Origin of the sequence: Neorhizobium sp. LjRoot104, from assembly GCF_964253725.1 — a bacterium.
GTDB lineage: Bacteria > Pseudomonadota > Alphaproteobacteria > Rhizobiales > Rhizobiaceae > Neorhizobium.
Genome location: NZ_CAXURS020000002.1, coordinates 1,018,550 through 1,035,119, shown reverse-complemented (window position 1 = coordinate 1,035,119; position 16,570 = coordinate 1,018,550). Strand labels below are relative to the sequence as shown.

Sequence of the window (16,570 nt, the reverse complement as noted above, 5' to 3'; positions counted from 1 at the left end):
CGTCGAAAATCCCTCGCTAGTTTCTACCGAGGGCCGCCTTGCGATCCGTAGACCGACTCTTCATCAGCTCGATATTGACGACAAGGTCGCCGAAACGATCGCCCTGGACCGCGACATGGCCTCTCAGAAGCCGCCGTGCCGTCTCGTCCTCTCCAGCGAGAATGGCGTCCACGATTGTCCTATGTTCTTCGAACGAAACTTTCATGCGGTTGCGAACCCGGAGCTGCAAGCGCCGATAGGGCCGAAGCCGCCGGTGGAGCGCGACGCACTGCTCCTTGAGGAAGCCACTACGGCTGGCTTCATAAATCGCGTGATGGAAGACCTCGTTCTCATAATAATAGGCGTCGGTGTCCTGGCTGAGCATCGCCTGCTCGCAGCGTGCATGCGCGGCGAGCAGGGCGTCCCGGTCCTCGTTGGTGTGGCGGCGCGCGGCATGCGCGCCGGCCATCCCCTCGAGTTCGGCCATCACCTCAAACATTTCAAAGACGTATTGCGGTCCCAGATCGACGACGATAGCTCCGCGGCGCGGCCGGATCTCGACCAGCCCGATCGCACCCAATTGCATCAATGCTTCGCGGATCGGTGTCCGGGAGACTGCGAAGCGGGCAGCGAGTTGGGTTTCGTCCAGGCGCTCGCCCGGTTTGAACTCTCCCGTGAGAATTCGATTTTCGATCTCGTCGCGCAGTTTGTGGAATGTGCTTGCGTCGCTCAAAATAGTCTCCGCGTACATGATGGTGGTTTACGTATACAAGATTATTGACAATGCACGCAAGATAATCGCATCATTCCGTCAATCCGGCGGGGAGGCCGGATAAAGGGAGGAATTCATGAAAAAGCTCACTCGCATGCTGAAGTTCAGCGTCGTCATCGCGGCCGGTACTCTTGCTGCATTTGGCGCCCAGGCGGAGACGGTGCTGAAGGCTTCGCATCAATTTCCCGGAGGTAAGGGAGATATCCGCGACGAAATGGTGCAGCTGATCGCCCGCGAAGTGGCGGCTGCAAACGTGGGCCTGTCGATACAGGTCTTTCCGGGATCGTCGCTCTACAAGCCCAACGATCAGTGGAACGCGATGACGCGCGGCCTGCTCGATCTGACCTCGTTCCCGCTCGATTATGCATCGGGCCGTCATCCGGAGTTTTCCGCAACGCTGATGCCGGGCCTGGTCGGCAATTTCGACCGGGCCATTCGGCTTAACGATTCCGAATTCATGAAGGACATTAAAAAGATCGTCGAGGACCAGGGTGCGATGGTCATCTCGGACGCGTGGTTGTCCGGCGCCTTCGCATCCAAGAAGAACTGCATCACCTCGCCGGACACTATCAAGGGCCAGGTGATCCGTGCTGCCGGTCCGGCTTTCGAGGAAATGCTTGCGACTGCTGGCGCTTCGATCTCCTCCATGCCGTCGTCGGAAATCTACAGCGGCATGCAGACCGGCGTGCTCGACGCCGCGAACACCTCGTCGGCGAGCTTCGTCTCGTACCGGCTCTACGAGCAGGCGAAATGCCTGACGGCGCCGGGCAAAAACGCCCTCTGGTTCATGTACGAGCCGGTACTGATGTCGAAGCAGAGCTACAACAAGCTGACGCCGGAACAAAAGAAGGCGATCCTCGCCGCCGGTGAGAAGGCGGAAATCTATTTCAACGAGGAAGTGCGCAAGGGCGACCAGGTGATGATCGACGCCTACAAGAAGGCCGGTGTCCAGGTCGTCGAAATGTCGAAGGAAGACTACGACGCCTGGCTCGAGATCGCGAAGCAGTCCGCCTACAAGAAGTTTGCCGAAAAGGTTCCAGGAGGCAACAAGCTGATCGAAAAGGCACTGGCGGTGAAGTGACCGCCTTCGCATGGGGGCGGCGCAAGAGCGCCGCCTTTCGTCTCGATATGCTGAGGACATGCCCATGATAAAGGCCTATATCAAGGCCATTGCCCAGGTCTCGCGGCTCTTCGCGCTGATCTCCACGGCGCTGATCATCGCAGCCATGCTGGTCGTCTGCCAGATGATCCTGATGCGCTATGTCTTTGCGTGGGCAACGATCTGGCAAACAGATTTTGTCGTCTTCGCTGCAACCGTCGCCATCTTTCTCGGCGCCCCCTACGTGCTGCTGACTGGCGGTCACGTGGGCGTTGATGTCGTAGAGATGATGGTGGGCGATCGCACCCGCGCCCGCCTCCAGGTCCTCGGCAGTGTCTTCGGCCTTTTGTTCTGCGCGGTCATGTTCGTCGCGGGCTGGGTGCAGTTTCATGATGCCTGGGTCGGCAACTGGAAGCATTCGAGCGTATGGGCACCACCGCTATGGGTGCCGCTTTTGGCGCTGCCTTTGGGTTTCGGCCTTCTCTGCCTTCAATATGTGGCGAAGATCCTGGCCCTTCTGACAGGCGAGACGTTGGGCGCTCCCGGTGATCAAGCCCATGCGGCCCCGCCGAGTGCTGTCCCGCCGCAGCAATCCGTTACCCCGAAGGAGGTCATGCGATGAGCCCGACTATCGCCGGATCGCTGATGATCCTCTCGCTCTTCGCGCTGCTTGGCACCGGCATGCCGATCGCCTTCGCGCTTGGCCTTGCCGCGGTCGCCGCACTCTATTTCCAGAGCGGTCTCGATATCTTCTATATTCTCGGAGACACCATGTTTTCGGGCATCGCCAATCTCGCCTATGTGTCGATCCCGATGTTCGTGCTGATGGGGGCAGCGGTCGCCTCCTCGCCTGCCGGGTCCGATCTCTATACGGCGCTCGATCGCTGGCTGAACCGCGTGCCGGGCGGGCTGGTGCTCTCCAATATCGGCGCATGTGCCATCTTTTCCGGCATGACCGGGTCATCGCCCGCAACCTGTGCCGCGATCGGCAAGATGGGTATTCCGGAAATGCTCAATCGCGGCTATCCCAATTCGGTCGCAACGGGCTCCATTGCCGCCGGCGGCACGCTCGGCATTCTTATCCCGCCATCCGTGACGCTGATCGTCTACGGGATCGCCACCGAAACCTCGATCGGCCGCCTGTTCATGGCGGGGGTCATTCCCGGCATCATGCTGACGGCAATGTTCATGGCCTGGGCGATCATCGACTGCAAGCGCAAGGGCTATGTCCTCGAGGGCGCCGGTTTGCGCTATACGATGAAGGAGCGCTTTGCTGCATTGCCGCGCATCCTGCCCTTCCTGCTCATCATAGCCGGCACGCTCTATGTGCTCTACGGCGGCGTGGCGACGCCGTCGGAAGCCGCGGGCGCGGGCGCGCTTCTCACCCTGCTTGTGGTCGTCATCGCCTACCGATTGTTCCGTTTCAAACCGGTCGCGCACATCTTCTCCTCGGCAATGCGCGAAAGCGTGATGATCATGATGATCATGGCGGCGGCTGAACTCTTCGCCTTTGCCCTCTCGTCGCTTTACATCACCCAGTCGGTCGCCACCTTCATCGCCGACCTCGACGTCAACCGCTGGGTGCTCCTGGCGATCATCAACGTCTTCCTGCTGGTTTGCGGCATGTTTTTGCCGCCGGTTGCCGTCATCGTCATGACCGCCCCGATGCTATTTCCGATCGTCACCCAGGCAGGATTCGATCCGTATTGGTTTGCGATCGTGCTGACCATCAACATGGAGGTGGGGCTGATCACGCCGCCGATCGGACTGAACCTGTTCGTTATCAATGCCATCGCACCGAAGATTCCCACGCGGGATATCCTCTGGGGGGCGCTGCCCTACGTAGTCGTGATGTTTGTCGCGATCCTGATCCTGTGCCTGTTTCCCGGGATCGCCACCTGGCTGCCCAACCAGATGCTAGGGAATGTCTGATGAACACGACATCATTCTTTGGAGACATGCTGCAAGCCATCGCCGACCGCGGCCGCAAATTCCTGTCGCCCGGTCCGCGCGTCGATGGCAACAATCCGGTCGAGGCCATGGCCGCGCTCTGCGAAGCGTTGCTCTCCGGTCGCGGCGAAGCATCCGGCATGGCGCTCGCCACCGATATCCTCGATAACTGGCGCCGGCTCGACGCCGAAGGGCAGCGCAACTTCATGCTCGTCCTTTTGTCCCGTTTCGGGCCGGACACGGCGGCTCTGGAAAAGGCGATCGACAGCTATCGCAACAACCGGTCTCCAAGCGCGCTGTTGGAATTGCATGTGGCGGCGGAGCCGCGCCGGCAGGAACTGATCCGCCGCTTCAACCTCGCCCCCAACGGTATCGCCACTTTGGTGCGGATGCGCGAGGCCCTGCTGAGGATGAAATCCCACCTGCCGGACCTTGAAGCGGTCGATTCAGATTTCGCCCATCTTTTTGCGTCCTGGTTCAACCGCGGCTTCCTGATGCTGAAGCCGATCAGCTGGTCCACGCCGGCCGATATTCTCGAAAAGATCATCCGCTATGAGGCGGTACATCACATCGGCGGATGGGAAGAACTGCGTCGTAGGCTGGCGCCACCCGACCGCCGCTGCTTCGCCTTTTTCCATCCGCAGCTCGCCGACGATCCGCTGATCTTTGTGGAGGTCGCCCTGACCCGCGACATCCCTGCCGATATCGGCGATCTCCTGCGCGAGGATCGTGTTCCGATCGCGGAAGGAGATGCCACGACGGCGGTGTTCTACTCAATATCGAATTGCCAGGACGGGTTGCGCGGCATTTCCTTCGGTAACTTCCTGATCAAGCAGGTGGTAGAGGACCTGAAGCGCGACCTGCCCAGGCTCGACACTTTCGTGACGCTGTCGCCGGTGCCCGGCTTTGGCGAATGGCTGGCGCGCGAACGTCGAAGCGAGGCGTCCGAGGCAATGACGGACGCCGACAAGAAGAAATTGGAGGTGATCGAGGAGAGCGGCTGGCCTGACAACGCCGAGCTTGCGGCGAAGGTCCAGCCAGTGTTGACTGCGGCGGCGGCCTTCTATTTCCTGAAAGCACGCAATTCCCGCGGCCGCGTGATTGACCCCGTCGCACGCTTTCACCTCGGCAATGGCGCGCGGCTGGAGCGGATCAATTTCTTGGCGGACCGTTCGCCGCGCGCCATGCGCCAGTCCCACGGGTTGATGGTCAACTATCTTTACAATTTCGACGACATCGAAAAGAACCACGAGGCGTTTGCCGCGCGCAGCGAAGTCGTGGCTTCGGCGCCCGTCCGCAAGTTGGTGCCGGCCGATCGCGCCGGCCGCAATCTGATCCCGTTCCCCGGGGGCGCGCAGTCGGACAACCAGAAAGAAAAGGGCAGCAAGGAGTTCAGCGCATGAGCAACCACCTCTTCGACGCGATCTGCTCGGAACTTCGGCCGGAATCGATCTTCATCGAAACCCTGTCCGGCGAAACGCACACCTATGAGGATATGCTCAAGACGTCCGCCCGCCTCGCCGGAGCCCTGATCAGGCTCGGGGTCAAACCCGGCGATCGCATCGCAGCCCAGGTGGAAAAGAGCCCTGAAGCATTGATGCTCTACCTCGCCTGCGTTCGGGCCGGCGCGGTCTATCTGCCGCTGAACACCGCCTATACGCTGGCCGAACTCGCCTATTTTATCGGCGATGCGGAGCCGCGCCTCGTCGTCTGCACGCCAGAGAGCAAAACGGCGCTGCTGCCGGTGGCATCCGTCAAGGGGGCCGTGGTCGAGACGCTCGACGAAAATGGCGGCGGCAGCCTGATGACGCTTGCTGGCTCGGAGAAAGACCATTTCGACAATGTCGCGCGGGGCGCCGACGATCTGGCCGCCATCCTCTACACCTCGGGCACGACGGGACGGTCGAAGGGGGCGATGCTGACGCATGACAACCTCCTCTCCAACGCTGCAACGCTGCGTGACTACTGGCGCTTCACCGGTGACGACAAACTAATCCATGCGCTGCCGATTTTCCACACGCATGGCCTCTTCGTCGCCTCGAACGTTATTCTGCTAGCCGGCGCCTCGATGGTTTTCCTGCCGAAATTCGACGCCGACCAGATCCTGTCGCTGATGCCGAGGGCAACGGTCATGATGGGCGTGCCGACCTTTTATGTCCGGCTCGTCCAGAGCAAGGATTTGACGCCGGAGCGCACATCAAACATGCGGCTTTTCATTTCGGGTTCCGCACCGCTTCTGGCCGAAACCCATCGCCAGTTCGAGGCGATGACCGGTCATCGCATTCTCGAGCGCTACGGTATGACCGAAACCAACATGAACACGTCGAACCCCTATGACGGCGAGCGCGTGGCCGGCACTGTCGGGTTCCCGCTCCCGGGCGTTTCGTTGCGGGTCACCGAACCCGGAAGCGACAGGCCCGTCGCCGACGGCGAGACGGGCATGATCGAGGTCAAGGGCCCGAACGTGTTCAAGGGCTACTGGCAGATGCCGGAAAAGACAGCGGCGGAATTCCGAGCCGACGGCTACTTCATCACCGGTGATCTCGGCATGATCGACGAGAACGGCTATGTCCATATCGTTGGGCGCGACAAGGATCTGGTGATCTCCGGGGGGTACAACATCTATCCGAAGGAGGTCGAAAGCGAAATCGATCAGCTGCCCGGCGTCTTCGAAAGCGCCGTCATCGGCGTGCCGCATCCCGATTTCGGCGAAGGCTTGACGGCTGTGATCGTCCGCGACGGGTCTTCCGCTCTCGAAGAGAAAGATGTCCTGAATGCACTCCAGGACAGGATCGCGCGTTATAAGCAGCCCAAGCGCGTTCTGTTTGTCTCCGAACTGCCACGCAACACGATGGGCAAGGTGCAAAAGAATGTGCTGCGCAAGACCTATGCCGGGCTTTACCAGGCGTGAGCCGCATCCCTTGCGCCTACTATGGTCTCTGCGTCGATCAGGGGGAACAGCCCGAAGACGTCATCATTCGCACCGCCCGTGTCAGTAAAGTGTTCCTGGATGTCGCCGACGGTGTCCTGATCGAATATCCCATCGAGCACATAGGCCGCCTCGCCTTCCGTCGGACGGATGGGCGGGACGGTTTGAGATCAGCGGCTGTCGATGAAATCTTAGTCGCCTTCAACGAATATTTCCTCACGACGTTTACGAACGACGGATAGGGCCGGCGCAACAATCAGCAGCAGAGCGATGACGAGCATCGTAGCGCTGATAGGACGATCGAGGAAGACCGTGGGACTGCCGCGGGACAAGAGCAGGGCACGACGAAGATGCTCCTCCATCATCGGTCCGAGAATAAAGCCGAGCAGCATCGGCGCGGGCTCGCAACGCAGTTTAACGAGCAAATACCCCATGACACTGAAAAGTAGCAGCATCCAGACATCGAACATGGAGTTGTTGAAACTGAAAACACCAATGCAGGTGATGACCACGATCGCTGGAAAGAGAAGGTGGTAGGGAAAGGTAAGGAGCTTGACCCAGAGACCGACCAGCGGAAGGTTCAGCACGACCAGCATCGCGTTGCCGATCCACATGGATGCGATCAATCCCCAGAACAATGCTGGCTGCTCGGAGATCACATTCGGCCCAGGTTGAATGCCGTGGATCATCAAGGCGCCAATCATGAGAGCCATGACCGGATTTGAAGGCAGTCCCAGCGTCAGCATGGGGATAAACGAGGTCTGCGCGCCAGCATTATTGGCCGCTTCCGGCCCGGCCAGCCCTTGCAGCACGCCCGTGCCGAACTTTTCGGGCTCGCGTGAAATCTTCTTCTCGATTGCATAGGACGCGAACGACGATAGCGTCGCGCCGCCGCCGGGCAGGATGCCGAGAATGGAACCGATCGCGGTTCCACGCAGGATCGAGCCCAGCGCCTCGCGGAGCCGTGAGAGCCCCGCCGCAAGGCCGGTGACCTGGGTAACGGCAGTTTGCTGTTCGGATCGATCTTCCAGGTTTCGCAGAACTTCTGCCACTGAAAACAGCCCCATGGCGACCGCCACGATTGCTATTCCGTCATAGAGCTTCAGCGCGCCGAAGGTGTAACGCTGGACGCCCGATGTGACGTCGGTCCCGACCAGACCAAGAAGAAGGCCGAGAACGGCCATCGCGACCGCCTTCAGTACGGAACCGTTCGCAAGAGCAATCGCCGCGATCAGGCCCAACACCATCAGGGAGAAATATTCGGCTGGGCCGAATAAAAGTGCAGCCTTCGCCAACGGCGGCGCAAGGAGCGCGATGATGACGGTCGCAATCGTGCCAGCGATGAACGATCCCATCGCCGCCATTGCCAGGGCTTCGCCCGCCCTCCCCTTCCTGGCCATCTGATATCCATCGAGCGCGGTGACGACGGAGGAGGATTCACCAGGGGTGTTGATCAGGATCGCCGTTGTCGATCCGCCGTATTGAGCGCCATAGAAAATGCCGGACAGCATGATGAAACCCGACACCGGCGGCAAGCCAAACGAGAGCGGCAGAAGCATCGCCACCGTCGGCGCCGGCCCAAGCCCCGGCAGGACACCGATCAACGTCCCAATCAGAACACCGGCAAAACAGTAGAAAAGGTTAAGCGGCGAAAGAGCAGTTTCAAACCCAAGCGCGAGATGCGAGAGAAGCTCCATCTCAACCTCCAAACCAGGTGCCGACGGCGTAGAAAGGCAGTCCGAGGCCGACACGGAAGATCAGGTCGGAGCAAACGGTGGTTCCCGCTGCGAGGGTCAGTGCCGATCTCCAGCGGAACTGGGGGCTGGCCGACGCCGCAAGCACGACGACCACCGGGAGGATGATGTAGCTCCCGACCGGCTGCATCAGAGCAGCAAAGATCGCGATTGACGCAAGCACGCGCGTCATTGGCCCAACCCTTGGCATGTGAAAACTTTCATCGGCAAGAAAGCTTTTCGCAAAGACCGTGATGCCGAGAATAATTAGAAGGCTTGAGAGAATGACGGGAAAGAAGCCTGGTCCGATCCGCAGCATCGAACCGAATCCAAAATCCAGCCCGAGCCACAGGAACGTCACCCCCATCAAAATGAAAATTAGCCCTGCCAGCCGGTTTATGCCAATCGATATGTTCATGTTCGCAACTACTCCGATCCCTCGCTGCATTTGCGGCTCGGTCTAAACGCCGCCGACGACGACCGACGGATCCTGCAAAGGCGGCGCGGGAAAATGCAGCCCTCGCTGGCCCGAAAGCCCGCGATTTGGCGCTACCGCCTTGACCGGAACAGGGACACCGACAAAGTCGCCGTCGCGCACCGCCTCCAGATCTGATCCGTAAAGTTCTTCTCTCAGCCGCCGCTTCAGCATGAGCAGGACCTCCGCATAGATACCGTTCTCGCTTTGGTCCACCATCTCGTTGGGGTCCGTGTCCAGATCGAACAACTGGAAACGAGAGCCAGCCGGATACCAGATGAGCTTGTGGCGCCCGTCATGCACCATGCGCATCGCCTTCGGTCCGGACAGGGCCTCGCCGTAAAGGAAGTCCCGGCGCTTGTCCGACAACATGGACCGGCCCTCGCATGTCTCGGGAACCGGCAGACCGGCCAGCGCCAGCAGCGTCGGCATGATGTCCTGCAACCCGACCAGCCGGTCATCCACCGTTCCTGCCGGAATCCGTCTATCGGAAGCCGTTCCGACAAGGATCATGGGAACATTCGCCGAGCCCTCGTACATCAGGCGCTTGGCGTAGAAGCCGTGATTGCCCAGCATGTCGCCATGATCGCTGGTGATTAGAACGATCGTGTTGTCGAGAATATGCTCCTCGCGCAGGGTGCCGATCAGAATGCGTATCTGGTGGTCGATATGGGTGCACAGCGCATAAAATGCTCGGCGCATATCGGCGAGCTGCTCAGCCGGCAGCCTGGCCCAATAATCGCGCGTCAGTTCTAGAGGATAGGGAAGCGTTGCATCATCTTCCGCCCATGCCCCGATAATGGGTTCATCCATCTTCCGCGCCCGATATCGTTCCAGATAGGCCGCAAGCGGAATGAGCGGCGGATGCGGCGGTGTGTAGGAAACATGCCACAGGCCCGGCCGGGTCGGATCGCGGCGCCTGATGCTGCGCGCCGCGGACCAGGTCGTCCAACTGGTGACGTGCAGTTCCTCCGGCAGGTGCCAGGTCCGCCAGCTGTACTCGTTATTGCTCATGCCATGCATGAATTGCTGACCGGCATATCCCTTGTCGGCCAGGAACATCTCATAATCGTCTGTCCCGCCGAGTGCCCCCCGCCCCTCCTCCGCCAGCAAGGCGTCGTCGAAACCAATCCGGTCGCGCTGCGGATAGACATGCAGCTTGCCTATGGCCTGGGTCTGGTACCCGTGGCTTCCGAAGGTTCCCGCCAGTGTCGGCAGGTCCTGCGGCATTTTCAGCGAGGGCTGGAAATCCCGATCTCCATGCCGGCGTGGACTTGTACCGGTCATGATCGTCCGCCTGGCAGGAATGCAGATCGGGCATTCCGAATAGGCACGGGAAAACCGCGTTCCAACCGACGCCAGGTGATCGAGCGTAGGGGTTTCGATTACCGGATGCCCCGCGCAACCCAGCAGATTGCCGGGCCACTGGTCTACCGTGATGAAAAGGATATTCGGGCGCGCGGTTTCGCTGCCAGGCGGTGTATGCTTCATGGGATATTTGCCGGTTATTCCTGAGTGGCGCCGGACGAAGCCACGAGAGCTTTCATCTTCTCGTTTTCGGCGGCGATGAACTGCGCGAACTTGGTGGGCGAGCCCCCCGCGATGCCGATATTGAGCTCGGCAAACTTGTTCTTCACGTCGTCCTGATGGATGATTTCGTCGATCGCGGCATTCATCTTGTTGACGATGTCGTCAGGAACGCCTGCCGGATAGAAGACGCCGTGCCAGGAGCTGAATGCATAATCCTTCACCCCTGCCTCCGCCATGGTCGGCACGTCCGGCAACGCCTTGGACCGTTCCGTTCCCGTGACCGCAAGCGCACGCAAGTTGCCGCTTTTCACCTGAGGCACGGCGGTGCCGTCGATCATCATCTGGACGTGGCCGGCGACGACGTCGGTCACGGCCGGGGCGGATCCGTTGTAGGGAATATGGACGGGGTTGATGCTGGCAAGCTTCTTGAAATACTCGAAGGCCAGGTGCTGCGGCGAACCGTTGCCTGACGAGGCATAGGACAGACTGTCCGGTTGAGCCTTGGCGAGAGCAATCAATTCGGCGACCGAATTCGCTTTGATCTGCGGATTGACGACCAGGAGCAGGGAAACCGACGTTATCTGGATGACCGGCTTGAAATCCTTGATCGGGTCATAGGTCAACTTCTTGTAGACATGGGGGCTGATCGCGTGCGTGCTGATATCGCCGATCTGCATCGTGTAGCCGTCAGGCGTAACCGAGGCGAACTGGGTCGTCGCAAGCGTGCCGCCGGCGCCCGGACGATTTTCAACGATGACGGATTTGCCAAGCTTTTCGCTGAGCTTCGGAGCAATGGTGCGCGCCAGCAAATCCGTATTCCCGCCCGGTGCGAACGGCACAATCAGCGTGATCGGCTTAGCCGGCCAGCCATCCTGGGCAAGAGCGGCGGATGCATACAGGCTCAAAGCGACAACGGCCACGGCTGCGGTGGAAAACAACGTCTTCATGATACCTCCCGATGATTTTCTACGGCGCTCCTCAAGAACCGCATGACGTGGCTGTGCCCAACGTGAAATATAAGATATCCCATAGTTATCTGATTTAGAAATTAGAGGTTCTAATAAGATCATGGATCAACGGATTCTCAACTCGTTCGTCGTGCTTGCTGAAGAGTTGCATTTCGTGCGCGCAGCAGAACGGCTGCGGATCACGCAATCGGCGCTCAGCCAGCAGATCGCGAAACTCGAGCAGGATCTGGGCGTTCAGCTCTTCGATCGGAGCAGACGTCGTGTCGCATTGACCGATGCCGGCCAGAGCCTGCGCGAAGAAGGAAGCATTGCCCTCAAACAGCTGACACTTGCCGTGGACATGGCAAAACGAGCGGCACAGGGTCATGTCGGTCGGTTGACGATCGGATTTGCCGATGCTGCGGCGTTGAATGTTCTGCCCACCCTGACCTCGGAATTCGCGCAGCTTTTCCCGGGAGTAAACATCATCCTCCACGAGATGATTTCTGCCGACCAGGTGGAGGCCCTGCGGGCCGGCCGGATCCAGATCGCCTTCCTTCGTCCCGTCTTCGACGACGAGGATTTCGAAACGGCTCTGCTGCTGCGCGAACCTTATGTCGTCGCCATTTCGGCATCCCATAGGCTCGCAGCGTCCAAGATGGTCAGGCTCACCGACTTGACCGACGAGGGCCTGATCACCACCCATCGGATCAAGGCACGTTATGTGCAAGGTAATTTCCAGCCCTATCTGAAGAGAGCGGGGATCCAGCTGAAGGTCGTGCAGGAAGTGAACGAGCTTCACGCCATTCTCGGCCTTGTGGCCGGCGGTCTCGGGATCGCGCTCTTCCCGCGTTCGATTCTTAAGCTGCAGCTGGAAGGGGTGATCTACAGACCGCTTCACCCTGACGATACGCCGATGGCGGAAATGCTTATCGCCAAACGGTCGGACGACCGCACCGCGACGGCCACGCGCTTCATGGATATGGCCAAGAAAGTCTTCCGATCCGCGCGATGATGGCTATTGCCACTCACCGAAGGCGCTTACCGGTATCCTTGTCGAAGAACAGTGCCTTTTCGGCCTGCGGTCTGACCTTCAGGATGTCGCCCGGCCGTGCCTTGATCCGGTCCTTGAAGACGCAGACTACATCCTGCGCGCCAAGTTTTCCGGCGACCTGCGTTTCCGACCCCATCGGCTCGACGACGATGATGTCCAGTGGCAATCCACCTTCGTCGATCTCAAGATGCTCGGGGCGAATGCCGTAAAGGATATTGCGGGATGCCAGCACGGGCATGTTCGCGGGGTTTGGGAGCGGGATCTTTCCGACCGAAAGAACGCCGTCTGGACCAGACGTTACGTTCAGGAAATTCATCGACGGCGAACCGATGAAGCCCGCCACGAAGACATTGTCCGGATCATCGTATAGATCAAGCGGCGCACCGATCTGTTCGACGCGACCGTCCTTCATCACGACGATCTTGTCGGCCATCGTCATCGCCTCGACCTGGTCGTGGGTGACGTATATGGTCGTCGTGCCGAGCCGCTGATGCAGCGCGCGGATTTCGCCGCGCATCGTTACGCGCAGCTTGGCATCAAGGTTGGACAAGGGCTCATCGAACAGGAAAACCTGCGGGTCGCGGACGATTGCCCGTCCCATGGCGACGCGCTGGCGTTGGCCGCCGGAAAGCTGCCGGGGGAAGCGCTCAAGCAAAGGCTGCAAGCTGAGGATTTCGGCTGCACGCTCCACTTTCGCGGTGACTTCCTTTTTATCGGCTTTCTTCAACATCAGAGAAAAGGCCATGTTCTCGGCCACCGTCATGTGCGGATAAAGCGCATAGCTTTGAAAGACCATGGCGATGTCGCGATCCTTCGGCAGGACGTCGTTGACAACCTTCTCACCTATGCGGATTTCCCCGCCCGTCACGCTTTCAAGCCCGGCGATCATTCTGAGGAGAGTCGATTTCCCGCAGCCCGACGGACCGACCAGGACGACAAACTCCCCGTCTTCGATCTCGACGCCAACCTCGTGCAGGATTTTCGCCGAGCCATAGGCCTTTGCGACCTTGTTGATATGAACTGAAGCCATGTGTGTCTCGACTTAACTTTTGACCGCACCGGAGGTGAGTCCGGCGACGAAGAAGCGTTGCAGGAAGGCGAAGATGATCACGGCGGGAAGCGACGCGAGGATCGCGGCGGCCATCGCCCCTCCCCAATCCTGCTGCATTTCGCCGAAGAACGTCAGCAGCAGGCCGGGGCCGATTGTTCTGAGATTATCGCTGGTTACCAGCGTCAGTGAATAAAGGAGATCATTCCAGGCCCAGGTGAAGGAATAGACCGCGACCGAAATTAGCGCCGGACGCGATAGCGGCAGCACGACCTTCCAGAGAATGGCGAGTTCAGACGCACCATCGATCCGCGCGGCTTCGATCAACTCGTTGGGAAGGCGCGAGTAGAACGAGAAGAGGATATAGATCGCCGGCGGCAGGGCGAACACGACATAGGCGATCGTGAGGCCGAGCAACGTATCCAGCAGGCCTGCGGCCTGCATCATCGGATAGAGGCTGATCAGGATCACCGCAAAGGGAAACATCTGCGCCGCGATCATCAAGTTCATCAGAGCAAAGCGGCCCGGAAATTTATATTTCGCAAAACCATAGGCCGCCAACGCGGCAAGCGTGGTGGTGATCAGCGAGGAACCGCCGGCGGTAACAAGGCTGTTCGTCAGGTAGCCTAGAAGATTCGACTGAGAAATCGCCCGCCAGAAATTGGCGATGATCGGCTCGGTCGGGATCAGCGACGGAAACTGGACGAAGATCTGGTTATTCGGTTTCAGGGCTGTGGCGATCATCCAGTAGACCGGAAAGAACAGGAAGCCGATCAGCAGAACAGTCAGAGCCGCTCGGAACGTGACAGCAACCGGATGTCGCGATGTGAGAACCAGGGGATTCATGGTCAATCGGCATCCTTGAACAACGAAGGAAGATAGGGAACCGCAACGACCGCGATCGTCAGGAACCAGATGATGCCGACAGCCGACGCCGTGCCGAGGTCCCAGTTCTCGAAGGCGCGGCGATAGACTTCGATCGAAAAGACCGTCGTGGCACGCACCGGGCCGCCGGAGGTCATGGCGTAAATGATGTCGAACATCTGCAGGTTGCCCATGGCCTGCAGAACCATGATGACGCCGAGTGTCTTCTTGATATGCGGCAGGACGATGTAACGGACGACGTGGTAGTCGTTGGCACCGTCGATGCGTGCGGCTTCGACCTGTTCCTGCGGCAGCGACTGCAGGGCCGCCAGGACGAACAGCATCACCACCGGCGTGCTGAGCCAAGCTTTCGCGGTGATCACGCTCATCATCGCGCCGACATTATCAGACAGGAAGAAGATCGGCTGATCGGTCAGTCCGAAGGTGAGCAGCGCGGCGTTGATGATCCCGTACTGGCCATTGTAGATCCAGCTCCAGAGCAGCGCAGTCACCGTGCTCGGCAACACCCAGGGCAGGAGCGAGGCGGCGCGGATGACCGAGCGGCCGCGCATCGGCTCGTTCAAAAGCAGTGCATAGGCTGTCCCGAAAACCGTGGTGACGATCGTCGTCATCACCACGAATATCGCGGTCACCTGCCACGACAGCAGAAAGCCTGGATCGGACAGGAGCTTGGTAAAGTTGGCAAACCCGATGAAGCGGGGTTCAGTCGATGTCAGAAGATATTCGTGGAAAGCCAGCCAGGCGGATCTCAGGAACGGTCCGAAGATCAGCACGAGAAACGCCAGCAAGGCAGGGATCGTCAATGAAAATCCGAACCGATGCTGAGCCGCTTCCAATGAACTTGTTTTGCGCATCAAACTGAACCCACGCGCCCGATTACTTCTTCGGCCCGATGGACTTCAGCCGATCGGACATGCTTTTGAGCGCATCGGCCGGCTTCTTCTGGCCGAGCATCGCGGCTGCGACTTCTTCGCCGATCACGGTGCGCAATTCGTTGGCGTTCGAGAACGGCGAAAGTTCGTCCGGCCTTGCGCTGCTCGAAAGATCGATCCACCGGGTCAGATAGGCGTCGTCCTTCAGCGTGTTGATCGCAGCAAGCGTTGCCGGAAATACGCCGGTTTCCTTGTAGTAGGCGATCTGGACCTCCGGCTGGCTCAGCAGCTTCACGAAGCGACCGGTAGCCCCATCCGGGGTCGGCTTGGCTCCGCCATAGTTGAAGAAGCCGAGGAGGTGGCCCCATTGGACCGAGACAGGCGCATCACCCGACTTCAGCACCGGCATGGCGACCGGAACGACGTTCTTGTCATATGCCTCTCCCTGCCCGCTCTGTGCACGGGCAAAGGCCCGGGCCAGTGGCGGATCGGGATAAAAGGCGACCTGCTCCTGTGCGTAGAGCCTGCGAATGTCGAAGCGATCGTTGCCCGGCAGGATCAGACCGTCCTTGACTAGGTCAGCTAGCAGCGTAAGGGCCTGACGGTTGGCGTCGGAATCCACCACGACCTCGGTGTCCTTGAAGAACGTGCCGCCGAATGTCCAGAAAAAGAGCTGCGTCTCAAGCTGCGTCAGCGACGGATTTTTGGTGCTAAGACCCATCGGGCTCGACGATGGCTTTGCTTTCTTGACCGCCCGCAGGGCCTCCACGAATGCGTCGATCGTCTTCGGCATCTCCTTGACGCCGGCGTCCGCCAGAACCTTGGCATGAGCGACCAGGCCGGTCGAGCCGGTGACCCACGGCAATGCATAACGCTTGCCGTTGACCTTTGTCATGGCGAGAGCGTTCGGATGATAGGTCTTGTCAACGAATTCCTTGCCGAATACCTCGTCGACATCGAACATGCCGCCAGCGGCCACGAAGGGCGAAAGCCACCGCTCCTGCAACTGTCCGACATCGGTCTGCTGATTGGAGCGCTTGCGCAGCAGCAGCGTGGTTTCCATCTGCGCAAAGGGAACGCCAACCGTGTCGAGTTTGATGTCCTTGTTCTCGGAACGGTATTTCTCGAAGGTCTGCTCAAGGAACGGCTTGCTACCGGCTTCCGTGTGGCTCCAGCCGATATAGACCAACGTGTTCGCCGTGGCTGCTCTCGCTGCCGGAGAGCCCATCAGGCAACCAGCACCGGCCGCGCCAGCCAGAGCAAGGACATTGCGTCTCGTGATGTCTGTCTTGATCAT

15 protein-coding genes and 1 pseudogene are annotated in these 16,570 nt (G+C 59.7%); 6 read left to right on the top strand and 10 right to left on the bottom strand.

The window, feature by feature from the left end; genetic code table 11:
- Window positions 1-16: 16 nt before the first annotated feature.
- Window positions 17-712, bottom strand: a complete 696-nt coding sequence (locus ACSQ8R_RS27065; protein WP_436256422.1) for a GntR family transcriptional regulator — start codon at window positions 710-712, stop codon at window positions 17-19.
- 115 nt (window positions 713-827) lie between these two features.
- Between ACSQ8R_RS27065 and ACSQ8R_RS27060 the strand changes: the two genes are divergently transcribed.
- The 5 genes from ACSQ8R_RS27060 (at window position 828) to ACSQ8R_RS27040 (ending at window position 6,711) form a co-directional block, all read left to right on the top strand.
- A complete protein-coding gene (locus tag ACSQ8R_RS27060; protein WP_436256421.1) occupies window positions 828-1,832 on the top strand; it encodes a TRAP transporter substrate-binding protein in 1,005 nt (334 codons plus the stop codon).
- A 64-nt stretch (window positions 1,833-1,896) separates the two neighbouring features.
- Window positions 1,897-2,472, top strand: coding sequence for a TRAP transporter small permease subunit (locus ACSQ8R_RS27055; protein ID WP_436256420.1), 576 nt, complete (start codon window positions 1,897-1,899; stop codon window positions 2,470-2,472).
- The gene (locus ACSQ8R_RS27050) at window positions 2,469-3,782 is read left to right on the top strand and encodes a TRAP transporter large permease (protein WP_436256419.1); all 1,314 of its coding nucleotides are present in this window, start codon (window positions 2,469-2,471) and stop codon (window positions 3,780-3,782) included. The genes ACSQ8R_RS27055 and ACSQ8R_RS27050 overlap by 4 nt, the downstream gene beginning before the upstream one ends.
- Window positions 3,782-5,203: a malonyl-CoA decarboxylase gene (locus ACSQ8R_RS27045; RefSeq protein ID WP_436256418.1), complete on the top strand. Its 1,422-nt coding sequence runs from the start codon at window positions 3,782-3,784 to the stop codon at window positions 5,201-5,203. The genes ACSQ8R_RS27050 and ACSQ8R_RS27045 overlap by 1 nt, the downstream gene beginning before the upstream one ends.
- Complete coding sequence (locus tag ACSQ8R_RS27040) at window positions 5,200-6,711, top strand: malonate--CoA ligase (protein WP_436256417.1); 1,512 nt, start codon at window positions 5,200-5,202, stop codon at window positions 6,709-6,711. Before ACSQ8R_RS27045 ends, ACSQ8R_RS27040 begins: the two co-directional genes overlap by 4 nt.
- A gap of 35 nt (window positions 6,712-6,746) precedes the next feature.
- Here the strand turns inward: ACSQ8R_RS27040 and ACSQ8R_RS27035 are convergent.
- The 5 genes and pseudogenes from ACSQ8R_RS27035 to ACSQ8R_RS27015 all read right to left on the bottom strand — a co-directional run.
- Window positions 6,747-6,893: pseudogene (locus ACSQ8R_RS27035) on the bottom strand (Tn3 family transposase); the annotation flags it as partial.
- A 27-nt stretch (window positions 6,894-6,920) separates the two neighbouring features.
- Complete coding sequence (locus tag ACSQ8R_RS27030) at window positions 6,921-8,426, bottom strand: tripartite tricarboxylate transporter permease (protein WP_436256416.1); 1,506 nt, start codon at window positions 8,424-8,426, stop codon at window positions 6,921-6,923.
- 1 nt (window position 8,427) lies between these two features.
- Window positions 8,428-8,910, bottom strand: coding sequence for a tripartite tricarboxylate transporter TctB family protein (locus tag ACSQ8R_RS27025; protein WP_436256415.1), 483 nt, complete (start codon window positions 8,908-8,910; stop codon window positions 8,428-8,430).
- 12 nt (window positions 8,911-8,922) lie between these two features.
- Window positions 8,923-10,428 (bottom strand): sulfatase-like hydrolase/transferase, encoded by a 1,506-nt coding sequence (locus ACSQ8R_RS27020; protein ID WP_436256414.1) that lies wholly within the window; start codon window positions 10,426-10,428, stop codon window positions 8,923-8,925.
- A gap of 14 nt (window positions 10,429-10,442) precedes the next feature.
- Window positions 10,443-11,414 (bottom strand): Bug family tripartite tricarboxylate transporter substrate binding protein, encoded by a 972-nt coding sequence (locus tag ACSQ8R_RS27015; RefSeq protein WP_436256413.1) that lies wholly within the window; start codon window positions 11,412-11,414, stop codon window positions 10,443-10,445.
- A 121-nt stretch (window positions 11,415-11,535) separates the two neighbouring features.
- Between ACSQ8R_RS27015 and ACSQ8R_RS27010 the strand changes: the two genes are divergently transcribed.
- On the top strand, window positions 11,536-12,429 hold the full coding sequence (locus tag ACSQ8R_RS27010; protein ID WP_436256412.1) for a LysR family transcriptional regulator: 894 nt from the start codon (window positions 11,536-11,538) through the stop codon (window positions 12,427-12,429).
- Window positions 12,430-12,442: 13 nt separating this feature from the next.
- Here ACSQ8R_RS27010 and ACSQ8R_RS27005 read toward each other — a convergent pair whose 3' ends face one another.
- From ACSQ8R_RS27005 to ACSQ8R_RS26990, 4 genes are all read right to left on the bottom strand, one after another.
- Window positions 12,443-13,498 carry an ABC transporter ATP-binding protein gene (locus ACSQ8R_RS27005; RefSeq protein ID WP_436256411.1) on the bottom strand — a complete coding sequence of 352 codons (1,056 nt, stop codon included), beginning with the start codon at window positions 13,496-13,498 and terminating at the stop codon, window positions 12,443-12,445.
- 12 nt (window positions 13,499-13,510) lie between these two features.
- Window positions 13,511-14,362 (bottom strand): carbohydrate ABC transporter permease, encoded by an 852-nt coding sequence (locus tag ACSQ8R_RS27000; protein ID WP_436257294.1) that lies wholly within the window; start codon window positions 14,360-14,362, stop codon window positions 13,511-13,513.
- Between the two features lie 2 nt (window positions 14,363-14,364).
- Entirely contained in the window at window positions 14,365-15,204 is an 840-nt protein-coding gene (locus ACSQ8R_RS26995; protein WP_436256410.1) for a carbohydrate ABC transporter permease, read from the bottom strand.
- 73 nt (window positions 15,205-15,277) lie between these two features.
- Window positions 15,278-16,570: an ABC transporter substrate-binding protein gene (locus ACSQ8R_RS26990; protein ID WP_436256409.1), complete on the bottom strand. Its 1,293-nt coding sequence runs from the start codon at window positions 16,568-16,570 to the stop codon at window positions 15,278-15,280.